This window comes from Facklamia sp. 7083-14-GEN3, assembly GCF_024742075.1.
GTDB lineage: Bacteria > Bacillota > Bacilli > Lactobacillales > Aerococcaceae > Facklamia.
Genome location: NZ_JANSGD010000002.1, coordinates 58,077 through 76,753 on the forward strand (window position 1 = coordinate 58,077; position 18,677 = coordinate 76,753).

Consider the following 18,677-nt stretch of genomic DNA (forward strand, 5'->3'; position numbering starts at 1 on the left):
ATATGAATGCATTTGAAAAATTGTTGGCAGAATTTGATAATGAGTTAACGTTTGTGTTCGATAAAAACATTCCTGATAAACTTCCAGGCTTGATATGTGATAAGACGATTTATTTAAATAAAGACCTCCCTTTCGATAAAGCTATATGTGTTTTATCGGAAGAAATTGGCCATTATAAGACCTCCACTCCTAAAGACATAACAGATTATAAAGAGAATGGTAAAGAAGAACGTAAGGCCAGGAATTGGGGATATAAGAAGTTAGTTCCCATTGAAAAGTTAAAAAATTTTTTCGTGAAAAAGGAGAGCGTGATGCCATACGAGTTAGCAGAAGAATTTGGAATTACAGAAGAGTTTGCTGAAGAAGCTGTGCAGATGTATAAAATAAAAGGTGAGTTAGATTGATTACAATACTATATTGCGACCCAATCATCGTCAATAAAGATGATAAGCCACGTATTATTGGTAAAGCTGTTAAGGTTTTTAAATAATTTATAAAAAATTAATTTATATTTATTAAAATTATCATTAGGAGGAAGAAAATGGAAGAAAAGGTACCTTTTTATTTTAATGATTGGTTTATAATAGTTTGTTCGACTTTGTGGCCAGCCTACGGTGTCTCATTAATTATCGCAATAATAGTATTGATTCTTAAAAAGAAAAAATACCGCACTATAGACCGAAAAATAATTGATGATTATATGAATGAATATGATAGTTTAAACAGAATTAAAGATGAACATGTTTCAATTTTAGAAAAATTCAATAATAAAATGGAAAAAACTAAAAATAGTGTTCAAGAAGAAATAGATGTTTTGATTGGAAAGAAAGAAGAGATTCAATTCTTTATCGATGCAAATACAGATAAGTACCTTGAAAAACAAATATTTGTTGAATTTGATGATAATCTAACATCAGATGAAATAAAGAATCAGTTAGCTATGCATAAACTAAAAGAAAAAGATGCTGTAAAAGCTTTAGTTTTTAGTGAGAGATATAATAAAACTGAAACTAATAAACAATTGAAACAATTAATTAGAGGCTTTAATACGGAATCCGACTATTATATTAGTAACGTTTCTTCAAAAAACATTGATAAGTATAGAGAAAAAATAATGAAATCTTTTGAAAATCTCAATAAATTATTTGAAGTTGATGGAGTAAAACTTAACAAAGATTACTTGAAACTAAAACTTGATCATCTTTCAATTGTCTATCAGTACCAAATAAAAAAAGAAACTGAACGTGAACTATTGAAAGCTCAGAAAGAGGAAATAAGAGAGCAACAGCGTGTTGAAAAAGAGCTAGAAGATCAACGTAGAAAGCTTGAAAAAGAAGAAACGCAATTTAATAATGAGATTAATAAAATGATGTCTTACCTTAGTAAATCTAGTAGTGATGTTGAAAGAGAAATCTACGCTGAAAAGATTAGAGATTTAGAAGAAAAGCTTAAAAAACTTGAAGCAGACAAAGAGGACGTACGTCAAAGACAGACAAATACAAGAGCTGGATTTGTTTATATCATTTCTAATATTGGCTCATTTGGAGAAAATATTTTTAAAATTGGTATGACTAGACGTTTAGAGCCGATGGATAGAATTAATGAATTAGGTAGTGCTTCTGTTCCCTTCAAATTTGATGTTCACGCTTTAATATTTAGTGAAGATGCACCTGCGTTAGAAAATCTTCTTCATAATCACTTTAAGAATAAAGAAGTTAATAAAGTTAACTCAAGAAAAGAATTTTTCAATGTTGATTTGAGTGAGATTAAATCTTTAGTTCATGAAAAATTTGATAAGACCGTTACGTTTTATGAAGAACCAGAAGCTCTTGAATATAGAGAATCTCTTCGTAAGAAAAATATTTAATAATAATATATAATTCGATAAAATTCAAAAGATAAGATAGTTACCTAAGCAATCTAAATTTAATTAATCCAAAAAAGCCACAACCCACCCCGCCAAGAGAAAGTTGTGACTATTTGATAAATATGAAAAGACCCTGTTTAAAGGGTGTCTTTTCTGTACCCAATTATAGCAAAAGAAAGGAGAATTGACTATGTGGGTTGAAGAATTACCCAATGGTAAATATAAATTCGCTGAAAGATTCTTTGATGAAAAGACTGGAAAGAATAAAAAAGTTTCAGTAACTTTGACAAGCAAGTCTGCTCAAGCAAGAAAACAAGCGACTAAAATTCTGAATGAAAAAATCCACTCTTATTTGAATAAAAAAGAATTCAAATGTGCTACATTTACTGAGGTATTAGATGAATGGCTTGCATATTATAAAGCGACTGTTAAACTTTCGACCTTTTTAAGACTTAACCAAAATTTTAAAATAGTTAAATCTATCTTATTAAAAGATATTTTAGTAAATAAAGTTGATGATCAAATTATTCATGACTTACTTCAAAAAATGCATTATGACCTCAACTATTCAAAAAGTACGATAAAACAAACTGTTTCTGGTTTGAATATGTTTTTTAAGTATTGTCTGAAAATGAAATACATACCATACAACCCTATCGACTTAATCGATTTTAGGTTTAAACCTCAAGTTAAACGTCCTATCTCAAAAAAATATGTCACAAAAGAAGAGCTTTCTTTAATTATTAGGTACTTTAAAACCCATAACAAACGATATGGCGATATGACAGAGCTTTTTGCTTTAAACGGGTTCAGATTTAGCGAGTTAGTTAATCTCAAATATCGTAATGTTAATAATGACAAAGCAACTATTATTGACTCCAAGACAAGCACAGGACTTAGAGATGTTTTTTTAAACAACCGATCGATCGATATTTTCCAAGAAATAAAGTCTGAGAACAAACTTATAGATAGCGACTCTGATAATTTTTTTATTACTAGTGCAGGGAATATCATTCGTAATGAGAATTATAACCGCGCTTTAAAAACAGCTACCAAGAAATTAGGTATAAACAAAACGATAACCGCTCACACTTTCAGACATACACACATCACACTTTTAGCCGAAATGGATGTAGATATAAAAACAATTATGCATCGTGTCGGACACGCTAAACCAGACGTAACTCTTCAAACATACACTCATGTAACTCAAAAAATGAACAAAAGCGCACTAGATAAATTAAATAATCTTGCCCCTTTTCTGCCCCTTTTTGAACAAAAAGAAGAAAAAACCCCTGATAGATATTAATCTATCAAGGGTTATAAGAGTATTACATATGAATTGGCATACCTAATGCCGCTTCTGCTGCGTCCATTGTTGCTTCACTTAATGTTGGGTGAGCATGTACTGTCAAGGCGATATCTTCTGCATTCATACCCGCTTCAATCGCTAAAGTAATTTCTGCTAAGACATCAGATGCATTTGGGCCCGCTACTTGAGCACCAATAATAACGTCATCGTCTTTTCTTGTTACTAGACGAACAAAACCATTATAGTGGTCTAAAGCTACTGCACGACCATTTCCCCCAAACGGGAATTTAGTAACAGTGACTTCAATACCTGCTTCTTTAGCAGAATCCTTAGTGTGTCCGGCTGAAGCTAATTCTGTATCTGAATAGCATACAGATGGCATTGCTTTATAATCAACAATATCTTTTCCACCTGAAATAGCTGATGCAGCAACTTTAGCTTCGAAAGAAGCTTTATGCGCTAACATAGCTCCTGGAACAATATCACCAATTGCAAAAATGTTTGGATTGGATGTACGTCCTTGATTATCAACTTTGATAAATCCACGTTCATCTACTTCAACACCTGCTTGATCTAAACCACAGTTATCTGTATTAGGACGACGTCCAACAGTAACCATTACATAGTCAGCTTCTACTTGAACTTCCTTGCCTTTACGTTCGTATGTTACAACTACACGATCGCCTTTTTCTTCTGCTTTCTTAGCCATCGCATTTGTTACAATTTCAGCACCTAAAGCTTTTAGATCTCTTTCAACAAGACGTGTCATATCTTTTTCAAATGAAGGAATAAACTGTTTAGATCCTTCTAAGATAGTAACATTTGTTCCTAAGTTGGCATATACGCCACCTAATTCTGTTCCGATAATTCCTCCACCAATAACCACTAAATCTTTAGGGATTTCTGGTAAGTTTAATCCGCCTGTAGAATCAATTACACGACCTTTGAATTCAAAACCTGGAATTTCAATTGGACGTGATCCTGTTGCAACAATTGCATGCTTGAAAGTATAGGTTTGGGCCTCTTCTCCATTTACAACGCGAAGAGTATCTTTATCAGAGAAGAACGCTTCTCCTTTAATAACCTCAACCTTATTCTTCTTAAGTAGCATTTCAACGCCAGAAGTCATCTTCGCAACAACTTCGTTTTGTTTCCAATCTTGTGTTTTTTTCCAATCAATTTCCACATTAGAAGCCGAAATACCAAAAGTATCACCATGCTTAGCTTGATGATAAACATGTCCAGCTTGGATTAATGCTTTTGAAGGAATACATCCTACGTTTAAACAAACGCCTCCAAAATATTCTCTTTCAACAATTGCTACTTTTTGACCTAGTTGTGCAGCACGAATAGCAGCTACATAACCTCCTGGACCTGCTCCAATAACGACTGTATCTAATTCAATTGCGAAATCTCCAACTACCATTTGATCACTATCCTTCCATTAATAATAGTTCTGGGTCTGCTAGGAAGCGTTTCACTTCATTAAGTGCACGCTGCGCAGTTGCTCCATCTACAATACGGTGGTCAAAGCTTAATGACAACTTGCATACACGTCCCACAGCTAACTCGCCCGCTTCATTGACAATAGGTTGTTGTACAATTGAACCGAAACCTAAGATAGCTACTTCAGGATGATTGATAATCGGACTGAACCATTTTCCGCCAGCTGATCCAATATTTGAAATAGTAATTGTTCCTTCTGTCATTTCAGACATCGGCAATGATCCCTCATGAGCCTTATTTGAAAGCTCAACGATTTCATTAGCGATTTGGAACATATTCTTAGTGTTAGCATCTTTAATGTTAGGTACATATAGTCCACGTTCTGTATCTGTCGCAATACCTATATTATAATAGTTTTTGTAAACAATTTCATTAGAAACATCATCAATTGATGCATTAATAACGGGGAATTGCTTAGCAGCAGCGATTAAGGCCTTTACAACATAAGGCAAGAACGTTAATTTAACCTCTTTTTCAGCTGCGATTGCTTTGTATTTCTTACGATGTTCCCATAATTTAGAAACTTCAACTTCATCAAATAGAGTAACGTGAGGAGCTGTATGTTTAGAATTAACCATCGCTTTTGCGATAGCATTTCTGGTACCGGATAGGGCAACGCGTTCTTCTCGTTCTGTTTGGCTAGAAACAAATGGTTTAGCCTCAGCTTTTGTTGGTTGAATTTCAGTTTGAGCTGCAGTTTCTTTATCAGAGTTAGAAGTACTCACTTCTTGCTCAGAATTAAGAGCTGCTGACTCATTCGTTTTAACTGATGAATTAAAGTTTGTAAGATCCTCTGCTGTGATGCGGCCGTTCTTACCAGAACCTGGAACGCGTGTAATATCAATTCCCATATCACGAGCTAGTTTACGAACAGAAGGCATAGCTAAAACGCGTCGGTTAGCTGCCTCATCATCAGAAAGACCTTGAACTTGAGGTATATCTTTAGTTACAGAGGTTTCAATTACTGGATTTTTTTCAGCCGGAGCCGCTGCATCATCATAAGAGTTAGCAATAGCCTCTCCTTGTTCTTCTGCACTGATGTCTTCTGATTGACCATTATGCTCTGGTGAATCAATTTCAACAATTACTTGACCCAATTGTGCGATCTGTCCTACTGGAACATGAATTTTTTTAACGGTACCAGCTACTGGGGAAGGCAATTCTTCAACAGACTTATCGTTTTGAACTTCAACTAAACTATCATCTTCTTTGATGCTGTCACCTTCTTTAACAGCCCATGAAACGATTTCTCCTTCCATAATTCCTTCACCTAAAGCTGGTAACTTGAATTTGAAATATGATCCATTGGATCCAGCTTGACTACCATTTTGTTTAGCTTCTACTTTCCTTGCAGGCTCTGCCGGAGTTTCTTCAACCTCTGGAGCCGGTTCATCTTCAAAACCTGGCGCATCAATTTCTACAATAATCTGTCCTAATTGAGCAATTTGTCCTGCTTCTACATGAATTTTTTTAATTGTTCCAGCTACTGGAGAAGGTAATTCTTCGACGGACTTATCATTTTGAATCTCAACCAGTGTATCGTCCTCACTTATTTGGTCGCCTTCTTTAACAGCCCATGAAACGATTTCTCCTTCCATAATTCCTTCACCTAAAGCTGGTAACTTAAATTGGAATGCCATATAATTTTTTCTCCTTTTCTTAACCTAACTAGAAAGCAAGCAGATGAAACATCTGCTTGAAATCATTTATCGTCTAAAAATCTTCTAATTCTTTTGCTTTCTCTACAATATCTTCTGCATTTGGTAACCAATCTCTTTCAGCCATTCCAAATGGGAAAACTGTATCAGGTGCAGCCACAAATCCAATTGGTGCTTTTAGAGAAAGAACTGCACGTTCAGAAATCTCAGCAATCACTTTACTTCCAACACCTGCTTGACGTTGTGCTTCTTGAACGACAATTACTTTTCCTGTTTTTTCGACAGAAGCAATGATAGTTTCAATATCTAATGGTTGAACAGTTCTTAAGTCAAGAACTTCAACATTAACGCCTTCTTTAGCTAATGTTTCCGCTGCTTTTACTGATTCTTGTACCATAGCACCGTATGCAATTAAAGTTAAGTCTGTACCTTCTTTAACAACTTTGGCCTTACCTAAAGGAACAGTATATTCTCCTTCTGGAACTTCTTCACGGAAAGAACGGTATAATTTCATATGCTCCAAGAAGTATACTGGATCATTATCGCGGATAGCTGAAATTAATAATCCTTTAGCATCATAAGGATTAGAAGGGATCACCACTTTAAGTCCTGGTGACTGAGCCAATAGGCCTTCTAATGAGTCTGCATGAAGCTCAGGTGTGTGAACTCCACCTCCAAAAGGAGAACGGAATGTAATTGGTAGATTACGTGAAGCTCCCATACGATAACGTGTACGGGCTGCTTGAGCCACAACAGAGTCCATTGTTTCAAACACAAATCCATTAAATTGAATCTCAGGAATTGGACGGAATCCTTCAAGAGCTAATCCGATAGCCATACCACTGATACCAGATTCAGCTAGCGGGGTATCCATTACTCGTTCTTCGCCAAATTCTTCTTGTAAACCTTGAGTTGCACGGAAAACTCCACCGTTTTTACCCACATCTTCTCCGAAAACAAGTGTACGGTCGTTTGTGCGCAATTCATTGGCTAAGGCTTCTGTAATAGCCTCAATCATTGTTAATTTAGCCATAATTATTTATTCTCCTTTGCTTCAAATTTACTAATTTGTTCTTGTGTCACATAATCTGGTGTCTCATACATATTTTTTAAGAAGTCAGAAATTTTTTGTTTTGGTTCTTGATCAGCTAATTTAATTGCTTCTTTAACTTCATCTTTTGTCCTCTGAATAACTTCTTCTTCTTTTTCATCTGACCAGAGTCCTTTAGCAGTTAAATATTTACGCATACGAATTAAAGGATCTTTAGCACGCCATTCAGCCTGTGCTCCTTCTGGTTGGTAACGTTTAGGATCATCTCCAGATAGGGTGTGAGGACCAAAACGGTAACAAATAGTTTCGATGAGTACTGGACCATTACCCGCAATGGCATATTCTCTGGCAGCTTTTGCTACTGCATATACAGCTAAAATATCCATACCATCTACTTGAATACCTGGGATACCTGCGGCAACTGCTTTTTGAGCTAAAGTAGGAGCAGCTGTTTGAACAGAACGTGGTGTTGAAATCGCCCATCCATTATTTTGAACAACAAATACTGCAGGTGATTGATAAGCACCAGCAAAGTTAATTCCTTCATAGAAGTCACCTTGCGAAGAACCACCGTCACCTGTCCATGTCATCGCAATCGCTTGACGATTATTCTTTTTAATTCCTAAAGCGACACCTGCTGTTTGAACATACTGCGCACCAATAATAATTTGTGGCGGATATGCTTTTAAGTCTTCATCAAAAGTTGATCCGGCTACATGTCCTTTTGACCATAGAAAAGCTTTGTGTAAAGGAAGTCCATGTTTAATTAATTGCGGAACATCACGATAACCCGGTAACAACACATCTTCTTTTTCAGTAGCCAATACAGTACCCAATTGAGAAGCTTCTTGACCAGAAGTTGGTGCATAGAAACCTAGTCGTCCTTGACGGTTAAGCGCTGTTGAACGTTCAAATAATTCGCGAGCCCACACCATTTCTTCCATAAATTTAACCATATCCTCATCAGAAATATCTCCTAAAAGATCTGGGTTAACGATATTCCCCTCTTCATCCATTACTTGAACCATTGAAAAATCAAAATTATCTGGCTTCAGTAATTCATCCATTGTCACTTTTGCTTTAGCTCGTGCCATTTTTTCACATTCCTCTCATTTTTTGTCCTTAATAACAGTTAGAATAAAACTGTAGCAATAATTGCTCATTTTTAACGATAACATCTTACTTATTCAATTGCAAGAAAAAGATAAGCAATCTGTGAGATTACAATCAAATCATAGTTCCTTCAACAATAGTTTGAGAAAGAATGCACAAAGAACTCTGTCACAACTGTTATAATTTATTTTATAATTCTGTTATAGTTAAACATAGTTTTATAAAACAGCTTGACAAAATTTTAAAAAAATCCTATACTAACATAGTTGTTATGTGCCAGTAGCTCAGCTGGATAGAGCAACGGTCTTCTAAACCGTAGGTCGCAGGTTCGAATCCTGCCTGGCATATTTTATAACATTTAAACCACTTCAGTTGTTCTCTATTGATAGAGTTCCATTGAGGTGGTTTTTTATTTTGATTATTTAATATTCTAATAGATTGCATCTACTTATAGAATTATTTCATAGATATTTACTACCATTTATTACTTAATAGTACTAGAATACTGGCAGGAGGGATATTATGAAAAAAATCACAAATCTACTTATCGTTTTATTATTATCAGTAGGTCTTAGCTCGTTTAACAGTATCACTAGCTATGCTAATGATACTGAGAACTCCAATGTTGAAACTGTTGAAGATGAATCAAATGAAGATAAAACTAATTCCAATCGTTTTAATGGAGATTATATCGTTGATGCTGATTATTTGGCTTCAAAAATCGGTGATTCAGATACTATAATTATCGACACCCGTGGTCCCAAAGAAGCTAAAAAAGGTCATGTCTCAGGGGCCATTGCTATGGTTTGGCAAGATTTAGCAGATGTGGATAATAAAAAACCAGGCGAAGAAGGATGGGGACATATCCTAGCTAAAGAAGAATTAGCTAAGAAGTTAGGCGAATTAGGAATTGATCCTGCTAAGGAGATCATTCTTTATTCTGTAGCTAATGCTGGCTGGGGCGATGACGGACGCATTCTTTGGGTGCTTAAAGCCGCTGGTTACCAGAACTTAAAAATGGTAGATGGCGGCTTCCAAGCAATTGCTAAATCTGATATCGAAATGGTTAAAGACCAAGTAACTTTAGAACCAGTGGAAGTAACTGTCGAAGATATCGATCGCACAGCTATTATTGATACACAAGAATTAACTGAGACAATTGCCGATTATAAAATCCTTGACTCACGTGAAAAAGACGAGTTCGAAGGTGCAACTTATTATGGAGAAGCCAAAGGTGGTCACTTACCTGGTGCAATTAATATTCCATATACAGAGCTTTATAATGATGAGGACTTATTAAAATCAAATGAAGAATTAGAGGCTCTTTTCTTAGAAAAAGGATTTAATAAGGAAGATGCTATCGTCACTTATTGTACTGGAGGTATTCGTTCGGCCTATATGCAATTAATTATGGAAATGCTAGGTTTTGAAAATGTTAAGAACTATGAAGGTTCTTATTATAATTGGGCAACTATTAATGAAGTTGAATAATTGATTAAAAGCCCCTTGCTGATAAAAAATCAGTAAGGGGCTTTTATTTTTGAATACCCATAAAATAAAGAAGACTCAGCAAGCTGAGTCTTTTATACTTATTTATTCGCTCTTCCTTTGTAAGATCCGTCTGCTGTTCCGATTTCTAAAGCTTCTCCCGCTTCAATAAAATCTGGTACATTGACTACTAGACCTGTTTCCATTGTAGCAGGCTTACCTGATCCTGTAACAGTAGCGCCTTTAATAGAAGGTTGTGTTTCAGATACCGTTAACACAACTGTTCCTGGCAATTCAACTCCGATTACTTCGCTGCCGAAAAATTGGATTTTACAGTTCATATTGTCTAACAAGTATAATAATTCGTTTTCAATGGTATCAGCTGGTAATTCATATTGCTCGTATGTTTCTAAATCCATAAACACAGCCATACCATCCATCTTGTATAGATATTGAACTTCTTTAGTATCTAAATATGCGCGTTCAAACTTTTGATCAGGTCGAAAAGTAGTATCATAGGTTGCCCCTGAGCGAACATTGCGAAGTTTCATACGCATAACAGTATTCCCTTTACCCGGCTTATGGTGACTTGCTTCTAATACTTTAATTAAGTTCCCATCATCCACAAAAGTCATACCGGCTTTTAAATCTGTTGCTGAAATCATCCTATCTTCTCCTAACTTCTTTCAAATTACTTATGTATTATACCACAGAATATTAAATTCAAACAATCTATTCCCTAGATTAGCCAATAGTAGAATTAGATTATTTTTAAATCTTTTTTAGCATACCAAGGCGCTTGATCATTAATATGATCATAAAACATGATACCGTGTAAATGGTCGATCTCATGTTGAGCCACTACCGCTTGATAGTTTCTTAGTTTTAAAGTGTGCTCTTCTCCTTCTATATCTTGATAAGTAAGCGTGATTCTTTGAGGACGAGCTACATAGCCTTCCACTTCACGGTCGACAGATAAGCATCCTTCGCCCTCACTCAAAGCAACTTCTTGAACAGAATGTCTAGTAATAACAGGATTTATAAAAATTTGACTCATTTCTTCACCCGAAATATTTCCTTCATCATCGAATGTATAAATTTGCATGGCAAAAATCTGTTTACTTATATTGATTTGAGGAGCTGCCAAGCCAACACCTGCTCTTAGACCATATTTTTCTGCCTTTTCCTTATCCTGACTATTCTTTAGAAACTCAAGCATTTCCAAAGCTTTTTCCTTTAAAGAAGGGTCCATGGGAAAAGCTACCTTTTCTGCCTTTAAACGCAAGGTTGGATGTCCTTCTTTAATAATATCTTTCATCGTTAACATTTTCATCCTCCTTTAAAATCATACTAATGGTTTAATTTACGACGGTAGCCCGTCACTCGATAGAATTGATGCTCTTCATCAAATTCTAAACTTTCAACTAACGTATTTTGCTGATAAAGCGATAAGAGATCTGCTTCTTCTGGTAAAACTTTTACAGAGTATGCTTCAGCTGATTGAATACAAAGATCCCAAATCGCTTCTTTTAATTTTTCGATATCTGCTACCTTTAAAGCAGATATCGTTATATTAGGTTTTTGAATAGCGACAAAAGACTCTTCCATTGCATCTTTTTTATTATAAACAGTTAAAATAGGAATATGGTCTGCTTCAATATCTTTTAAAATGCGGTTAACTGTCTCTTCGTGCATGAGATGGGCAGGATTAGAAGCATCCACTACATGTAATAAAACATCCATATATCGAATTTCTTCCAACGTTGACTTAAAGGACTCAATTAATTGAGTAGGTAATTCTTCAATAAAGCCTACTGTGTCCGTCAAAGTAAACATTGGGTGACCATGGATGGCGAATTGTCTTGTAAGAGGGTCTAAAGTCGCAAATAATTGGTTTTGAACAAAAGTTTCACTTTCCGTCATTTTACTCAAAATAGTAGACTTTCCAGCATTTGTATAGCCTACTAAACCAATATTGAACTCACGACCACTATGACGATTTTCACGTGTTCGTTTGCGATGCTGTGCTACTTCCTGCAATTCTTTTTTTATTTGAGTAATGCGCGAGCGGATATGACGTCGATCGGTCTCTAATTGAGTTTCCCCTGGACCTCTGGTACCAATTCCTCCTCCTAAACGAGAAAGAGACTTACCTTGACCACCAATTCTTGGTAATAAATATTGATATTGAGCTAATCCGACTTGCAGCTTTCCTTCGCGACTCTTAGCTCGCATGGCAAATATATCGAGAATTAACTGAACACGGTCAATGACTTTCACACCTAATTCCGCTTCAATCACCTTATTCATACTTGGTGAAAGAGCATTAAAGAAGATAACCAGATCAATAGCATCACTTTCCACATAGAGCCTGATTTCTTCTAACTTACCAGATCCTACAGCAGAATGATGATTTAGCCTGGGTAAGTTTTGTATTATTGTTTTAATGACCACGCCTTTTGCTGTTTGGGTCAAGGATTCCATCTCTGAAATTAATTCCATAAAACGATCTTCTTGATAAGCATCCGTTCGGATACCTACTATTAGGACCCTTTCGGGCCCTTTACTAGTTTCAATCATTGTTTCTCCTTTTCAATTTCTTCTAGGAAATTTGCGATTAATTTACTGGCTTCTTCTTCATAATCTGGATTGCTTAAGTCAATCCAATGCTGATTTTTCATACGGTTACGATACCATGTCAATTGTCTTTTTGCATAACGGCGACTATTTTGTTGAATGGTTGCAATTGTTTCTTCAAGTGATTGTTCTTGTTCAAAATAAGGCCACCACTCTTTATAGCCAATGCCTTTCATACTTGAAAGGTCTAAATTTTTATTGCTTTGATAAAGTTGACGGGCTTCATTTTCCAAGCCTTCTTCAATCATTAGTTCAACTCTACGATTGATTCGATCATATAATTCTTCACGAGGGCGATTCAAAATAATCAGCAGTTCATTAAACCGCGATTGACGATTGCTTATATCAGTCTGACTTGAAAACAGTTTGCCCGTTTGCTTGATAACTTCTAGAGCTCTTACAATCCGACGGCCATTTTGTAGGGGAATTTTCTTTGCAGCTAAAGGGTCGATGGCATTCAATTCTTGCCAAAGAATAGTTTCTCCTTCTCCTTGCAATCTTTCTTCTAAATGTTTACGGTATTGAGAATCCATTGACTCCTGACCACCAAATGAAAGATCGTAAAGTAAGCCTTCTAAATAAAGGCCCGTCCCTCCCACTAATATGGGCAAATCTCTTTCGGCGGAAATTTGCTCGATTGCATGACTAGCATCGGCTTGAAACTGGCTGGCATCGTAATTTTCTTGGGGATTATTGATGTCTAAGAGGTGGTGAGGAACTCCTGCCATTTCTTCCGGTCTAATTTTACCTGTTCCAACATCCAATCCACGATATACTTGCATTGAATCAGCATTTATAATCTGTCCTTTAAAGCGTTTAGCTAAATTGATTGAAAGAGCTGTTTTTCCAACCCCTGTTGGTCCAGTAATCACTACTATCGGTAGTTTATTCAAACTAAAACCTCCTAATTCTGTTGATAGGATGTGAGCAGGTCTTGAGCCACTTTTAGACTGGATTCAGATTGCACTTCACCCGACATCATGCCAGCAATCATGTTTACTCGCTCTTCTGCTGATAAATAATCCACTTGAGTAACCGTACGTTCTTGATTAATTTCTTTTTTTATAATTAGCTGTTGGTCAGCTGCGGCAGCTACCTGTGCCAAATGGGTGATGCATAAGACTTGTTTGTTCCGAGCAATTTTAGCCATTTTACTAGCTATAGCACTAGCGACTCTACCAGAAACACCGGTATCAATTTCATCAAATATTAAGGTCTCAACCGCTTGATTTCTTGCAAAAATTGTCTTTAAAGCCAACATAAAACGTGAAAGCTCACCACCAGAAGCGATTTTGGCAAGAGGTTGACTTTCTTCTCCCAAGTTAGTCGTCGAGTAGAATTCAACCTGATCCATCCCCGTTTCATTTAAACGTATATAAGACTTAGAAAAGAATGATTGCAAGCTAGAATCCTCTTCTAGCTGACGTATCTTGACCTCAAATTGAGTATGTGGCATGTAGAGTTCTTTCAACTGACCTTCAACTTCGGATATAATTTCTTTTGCTGCTTCTTTACGAAGATTTGATATGCTTTGTGCTAACTCAAAAGCCTCTTCATAAGCTTTAAGGAAAGCTTCCTGCGTTTGTTTTTGATAACTTTCAAAATGTTTAATTTGATCAATTTCCTTTATAAGTTCAAGCTGATAATCGATTAATTCTTCAAGATTGCGTCCATATTTTTTTTGAACTTTTTCCAACTGACTCAATCTTCTTTGAATTTCATCTATCACTTGTTCATCATAATCTGGAACATCAAAGGAAAAGGCAATTTCTCGACTCAATTCTTTCAAGTCTACTTGCAGGTTTTGCAAACGCTCCTCAAATGTTAAGTATTGATTATCAAATTTTCCTAAGTTCTTTAATAAATAAAGCACTCGCTCAATTTGCTGATCAATACTGGCTTCTTGATCGGTCAATAGCTGATTAATTTCATTAAGATGCTGACTCATTAGCTGCGCATTTTGGAGCCTTTTACTTTGCTGTAGCAGTTTCTGATCCTCATCTGCCACTAAATCTAAATTATTTAATTCTTCTAACTGGAACTCTAAATAATTTAAACGTTGAAGTGCTTCTTGTTCGTCAAATTTCTTAGTTAACAATTGCTGTCTTAAATTTTGATAATGTCTATAAGCTAGCTGATAATTTTCTTTAACTTGAATTAAACTCTCACTAGCAAAAAGATCTAGTAATTCAAGATGTCGTGAGGAATCTAACAGAGCTTGATGTTCATTTTGGCCGTGAATATCTACCAAATAACGCCCAATTTGTTTTAGCATGGTAACATTAGCTGGTCGTTGATTAATTTTAATGACATTCCGTCCACTCTTATGGATCTCACGCTGAATCAAAAGGTCATCTTCTGGGTCCTCAATTTCAATTCCAATTGCTTGCAATTGCACTAAAAGTTTGTCATTTCCCTGCAGGCTGAAGAGACCTTCAATAAATAGATTTGAGCTTCCTTTTCGAATAAACTCAGTAGAACCTCTTCCACCGCATAAAATACCAATTGCATCAATAATAATCGACTTCCCTGCACCGGTTTCCCCTGATAGCACAGTCATCCGTTCATCAAAATCAATAGAAACTTGATCAATAATTGCAAAGTTTTCAATTCTTAAACTGATTAACATAAGGCACCTCTTTGCATTGTTTATTCAAAAGTTTGATGGCTCTCCTCCACAATTTTTGCGATATCAATTGTTGAGTAGCTGAGATTATCCGCTTGATTGGCATTGACTAAATGGACTAAGTATTCAATGTTACCTTCTCCCCCTGTAATTGGAGAATAGGTCAGCTCTTTGATAACAAAACCAATTTTACTAATAAATCCCAGTACTTCTTCAAGGACTTCTTGATGAACTTCTGGGTCTTTTATGACACCTTTTTTGCCAATCCGACTAGGGCCTGCTTCGAATTGTGGTTTAATCAAGGCAATGACAGAGCCATCTTTTTTTAGAATCGGCTGTAATGGCGGTAAAATTAAAGCTAAAGATATAAAAGAGACATCGATTGTAGCTATTGTTGGCTGTCCTTTTGTAAAATCTTCCGGGCGAGCGTAGCGAAAGTTTTGACGCTCCATCACTACCACTCTAGGATCTTGTCTTAAGGAATAAGCTAATTGATTGTAACCTACATCTAAAGCATAAGATAAACGGGCGCCATTTTGTAAAGCCACATCAGTAAACCCTCCTGTTGAAGCACCGATATCTAAAAGAAGATGGTCTGTAATATCAATATTGAAATAAGATAAGGCTTTTTCCAACTTTAATCCACCGCGTGATACATAAGGGAAAGGTTTCCCTTTCAGATAAAGTTCGCGATCGATCGGTATTTTTTCACCAGGTTTATCATAGCGTTGATCATTTTGATCATAAATTTTTCCTGACATAACCAAACGACGTGCTTGTTCGCGTGAGTGAGTAATTCCTGCTTGAACCACTAGTTTATCGACTCTTTCTTTTTTCATTCATTACTCCTTATAGATATTTTTCGAGAGGTGTTAAAAAGTTATCTAACTGTTGGAAAGATTTATGACTAACTTTTTCCAAATCCTTTAACACTTTTCTTGCCAACTGGATTTCTTCAACCAAACTCACTTTAGCCTGTTCTACTCCTAATAGGCTAGGATATGTTGATTTATGATTAATAATATCTGAGTAAGTTAAGCCATCGACTTCTTCCTTCAAGTCAATGACATCTTTTAAGTCATTATGAATTTGATAAGCAACACCATAGTGCTGTCCAAATGTTATCATGAGCTCTTTCTCATCTTGATCAGTCTCTAAGATAATGCTTGCTGCTTTCATCGCAAAAATAAATAAAAGGCCGGTTTTCATCAAATGAATTTGTTGTAACTGCTCAATATCAATCGTTTTATTTTCTGCCTTAATGTCATAAAGTTGTCCAGCAACCATTCCAGATGAGCCTGTAGCATGAGCCAATTCTCTAATCAGAGCTATTTTCTGATGGGCTTGCAAGCTTTCATCCTTAGATAAAATCGCGAAAGCATCCGCTTGTAGGGCATCACCAGCTAAGATTGCTGTGGCTTCATCAAATTTAATGTGAGAGGTCGGTTGGCCTCTTCGCAGTTCATCGTTATCCATTGCTGGTAAATCATCATGGATTAAAGAATAAGTATGAATAAATTCTAAAGCAATAGCTGTTGAAATGGCCTGATCAACTTTTTTGGGGTTAAGAACTTCAATAGTTGACAATAAAAGTAACGGTCTTAATCTCTTTCCACCGCTATTAAGCGAGTAAACCATCGGCTTCACCATTTCTAAAGGGGATTTTAAAGAGAGGACTTGCTCTTGCAAAGCGTGTTCAAATTTGGAACGTAAAGGTCCACCTAATATCATTCTGTTTTATTCTCCTCATCTAAAGGCTGTAATCCTGACTCTGTCATCATTTTGGTAACTGTGGCTTCTGCTTCAGTTAATTCTTTTTGACAATGCTGACTTAATGAAACTCCTTTTTGAAAGGCTTGCAAGGCATCTTGCAGAGGAAGTGTCCCTCTTTCTAATTGCTGAACAATTTCTTCTAATTCTTGTAACGCCTGTTCAAAGCTAATGGATGACTCTACTGTTTTATTTTCTGACATGGATTAATCCTCCCTATCTATTGGTTCTTTTTTATCGAGCGATTCTACGAGAACATTTGCACGGCCCTTATATAATTGAATACTTAAGCGGTCCCCTTCAGTTAATTGACGCGTTGAAGTTACCTGTTGACCCTCTTTTTCAACTAAAGAATATCCTCTTGCCATTATTTTAAGAGGACTAAAAGCATCCAATAAGGCACTTGCTTTAATATGTCGATCCTCTTTTCGTCTTATAAGATCACCTAAGGAACGCTGTAGGTTCAATTGAAGATTTACTAATTTTTCTTTTCGGTAGCCAATTTGCTGTTGGGGGTTATAGGCATATACAGCCTGTTTTAGTTGATTGACTTTTTGTTTTTGTCGTGAAAAATATTGCTCTTGCCTCATTCTCAAACGCTCATTTAAATGCATGACATTTTGCAAATACGACTGATAAAGTCTTTCTGGCTGGGTGAGAACATACGATTGAGCTGATCTAGCTAGGCGCTCTTGAAACCACTCTAGTCGGGCTCGAAAAGCATTTATTAAACGCGCTTGTTTTTGACTAATCGTCAGTAGAACTTCTTGTAATACAGGAACAGATAGTTCAGCTGCAGCGGTCGGAGTTGGAGCTCTTAAATCAGCCACTAAATCAGCTATTGTAGTATCTGTTTCATGACCAATCGAAGATATTACTGGTAAGGGACATTCAAGAATGGCATGGGCAACTCCTTCATCGTTAAAACACCATAAGTCCTCAATCGAACCGCCTCCGCGTGCTAGGATAACACCATCAAAAGGAATCGTACTTTCATTTAGTTTCTTAAAAGAGGTAACAATTTCTTTAGCAGCTTCCTTCCCCTGAACTTTAGTTGGAAAGACAACAATTTCGACAATTGGGTAACGGCGTTGGACCGTCGTAATAATGTCACGTATGACAGACCCCGATGGACTAGTTATGACTGCTAGTCGTTTAGGATATTTGCATATTTTTTTCTTTGGACGATCAAAGAGCCCTTGGGCTTTCATTTTTTCTTTTAATTGTTCGAGTGCTAGGTATAAAGAGCCAATGCCATCAGGCTCAATATTTTCAACATAAAGTTGATACCTTCCTCCACCTTCATAAACGCCCACTCTAGCTGTTACATAGACTTTCATACCTTCTTCTAATTTAAAATTTAAACGGTGAAATTGACCCTTGAACATAATCGCATTAATTTGAACTTGGTCTTCTTTCAAAGAAAAATATTGATGAGAATTAGGGCGATAACGATAGTTAGAAATCTCTCCCAAGACTCTAATCCTTTGAATATGCGGATCACGATCAAATTTTTGACTGATATATTTTGATAGGGCTCCTACCGTGATATAGTTCTTTTGATCTTGGGCCACTTCATCACCTCTCTTGATATCATTCTTTTCTATTTTAGCACAATCTAATTCAGAGAACTAGAAAACGAAAAAGAA

The 18,677-nt window shown here is 36.1% G+C and carries 17 protein-coding genes and 1 tRNA gene; 5 read left to right on the plus strand and 13 right to left on the minus strand.

What is annotated here, in order from left to right:
- Window positions 1–2: 2 nt before the first annotated feature.
- From NW240_RS04865 to NW240_RS04875, 3 genes are all read left to right on the plus strand, one after another.
- Complete coding sequence (locus NW240_RS04865; protein WP_258436364.1) at window positions 3–404, plus strand: ImmA/IrrE family metallo-endopeptidase; 402 nt, start codon at window positions 3–5, stop codon at window positions 402–404.
- A 137-nt stretch (window positions 405–541) separates the two neighbouring features.
- Window positions 542–1,867, plus strand: coding sequence for a DUF4041 domain-containing protein (locus tag NW240_RS04870; RefSeq protein ID WP_258436365.1), 1,326 nt, complete (start codon window positions 542–544; stop codon window positions 1,865–1,867).
- A 190-nt stretch (window positions 1,868–2,057) separates the two neighbouring features.
- Window positions 2,058–3,176 (plus strand): site-specific integrase, encoded by a 1,119-nt coding sequence (locus NW240_RS04875; protein WP_258436366.1) that lies wholly within the window; start codon window positions 2,058–2,060, stop codon window positions 3,174–3,176.
- Window positions 3,177–3,198: 22 nt separating this feature from the next.
- Here NW240_RS04875 and lpdA read toward each other — a convergent pair whose 3' ends face one another.
- The 4 genes from lpdA to pdhA form a co-directional block, all read right to left on the minus strand.
- Window positions 3,199–4,605 (minus strand): dihydrolipoyl dehydrogenase, encoded by a 1,407-nt coding sequence (gene lpdA, locus NW240_RS04880; protein WP_258436367.1) that lies wholly within the window; start codon window positions 4,603–4,605, stop codon window positions 3,199–3,201.
- A gap of 7 nt (window positions 4,606–4,612) precedes the next feature.
- Window positions 4,613–6,325: a dihydrolipoyllysine-residue acetyltransferase gene (locus tag NW240_RS04885; RefSeq protein ID WP_258436368.1), complete on the minus strand. Its 1,713-nt coding sequence runs from the start codon at window positions 6,323–6,325 to the stop codon at window positions 4,613–4,615.
- Window positions 6,326–6,398: 73 nt separating this feature from the next.
- On the minus strand, window positions 6,399–7,376 hold the full coding sequence (locus NW240_RS04890) for an alpha-ketoacid dehydrogenase subunit beta (RefSeq protein ID WP_258436369.1): 978 nt from the start codon (window positions 7,374–7,376) through the stop codon (window positions 6,399–6,401).
- Window positions 7,377–7,378: 2 nt separating this feature from the next.
- Window positions 7,379–8,488: a pyruvate dehydrogenase (acetyl-transferring) E1 component subunit alpha gene (gene pdhA, locus NW240_RS04895; protein WP_258436370.1), complete on the minus strand. Its 1,110-nt coding sequence runs from the start codon at window positions 8,486–8,488 to the stop codon at window positions 7,379–7,381.
- A 292-nt stretch (window positions 8,489–8,780) separates the two neighbouring features.
- On the opposite strand from pdhA, the gene NW240_RS04900 reads away from it, so the two are divergent.
- Window positions 8,781–8,854: transfer RNA gene (locus NW240_RS04900), tRNA-Arg, on the plus strand.
- Between the two features lie 175 nt (window positions 8,855–9,029).
- Complete coding sequence (locus NW240_RS04905) at window positions 9,030–9,998, plus strand: sulfurtransferase (RefSeq protein WP_258436371.1); 969 nt, start codon at window positions 9,030–9,032, stop codon at window positions 9,996–9,998.
- Window positions 9,999–10,096: 98 nt separating this feature from the next.
- On the opposite strand, the gene efp is transcribed toward NW240_RS04905, so the two are convergent.
- The 9 genes from efp to xseA form a co-directional block, all read right to left on the minus strand.
- On the minus strand, window positions 10,097–10,660 hold the full coding sequence (gene efp / locus NW240_RS04910; RefSeq protein WP_258436372.1) for an elongation factor P: 564 nt from the start codon (window positions 10,658–10,660) through the stop codon (window positions 10,097–10,099).
- A 95-nt stretch (window positions 10,661–10,755) separates the two neighbouring features.
- Window positions 10,756–11,322, minus strand: coding sequence for a peptide deformylase (gene def / locus NW240_RS04915; RefSeq protein WP_258436373.1), 567 nt, complete (start codon window positions 11,320–11,322; stop codon window positions 10,756–10,758).
- A gap of 23 nt (window positions 11,323–11,345) precedes the next feature.
- Window positions 11,346–12,575, minus strand: coding sequence for a GTPase HflX (hflX, locus tag NW240_RS04920; RefSeq protein WP_258436374.1), 1,230 nt, complete (start codon window positions 12,573–12,575; stop codon window positions 11,346–11,348).
- Window positions 12,572–13,525: a tRNA (adenosine(37)-N6)-dimethylallyltransferase MiaA gene (gene miaA, locus NW240_RS04925; protein WP_258436375.1), complete on the minus strand. Its 954-nt coding sequence runs from the start codon at window positions 13,523–13,525 to the stop codon at window positions 12,572–12,574. Before miaA ends, hflX begins: the two co-directional genes overlap by 4 nt.
- Before the next feature lie 11 nt (window positions 13,526–13,536).
- Window positions 13,537–15,261 carry a DNA repair protein RecN gene (gene recN, locus NW240_RS04930; RefSeq protein ID WP_258436376.1) on the minus strand — a complete coding sequence of 575 codons (1,725 nt, stop codon included), beginning with the start codon at window positions 15,259–15,261 and terminating at the stop codon, window positions 13,537–13,539.
- A gap of 20 nt (window positions 15,262–15,281) precedes the next feature.
- Entirely contained in the window at window positions 15,282–16,097 is an 816-nt protein-coding gene (locus NW240_RS04935) for a TlyA family RNA methyltransferase (RefSeq protein ID WP_258436377.1), read from the minus strand.
- A gap of 10 nt (window positions 16,098–16,107) precedes the next feature.
- Window positions 16,108–16,989: a polyprenyl synthetase family protein gene (locus NW240_RS04940; RefSeq protein WP_258436378.1), complete on the minus strand. Its 882-nt coding sequence runs from the start codon at window positions 16,987–16,989 to the stop codon at window positions 16,108–16,110.
- Window positions 16,986–17,231: an exodeoxyribonuclease VII small subunit gene (locus NW240_RS04945; RefSeq protein ID WP_258436379.1), complete on the minus strand. Its 246-nt coding sequence runs from the start codon at window positions 17,229–17,231 to the stop codon at window positions 16,986–16,988. The genes NW240_RS04940 and NW240_RS04945 overlap by 4 nt, the downstream gene beginning before the upstream one ends.
- A 3-nt stretch (window positions 17,232–17,234) precedes the next feature.
- Window positions 17,235–18,602 (minus strand): exodeoxyribonuclease VII large subunit, encoded by a 1,368-nt coding sequence (gene xseA / locus NW240_RS04950; protein ID WP_258436380.1) that lies wholly within the window; start codon window positions 18,600–18,602, stop codon window positions 17,235–17,237.
- Between the last annotated feature and the right edge of the window lie 75 nt (window positions 18,603–18,677).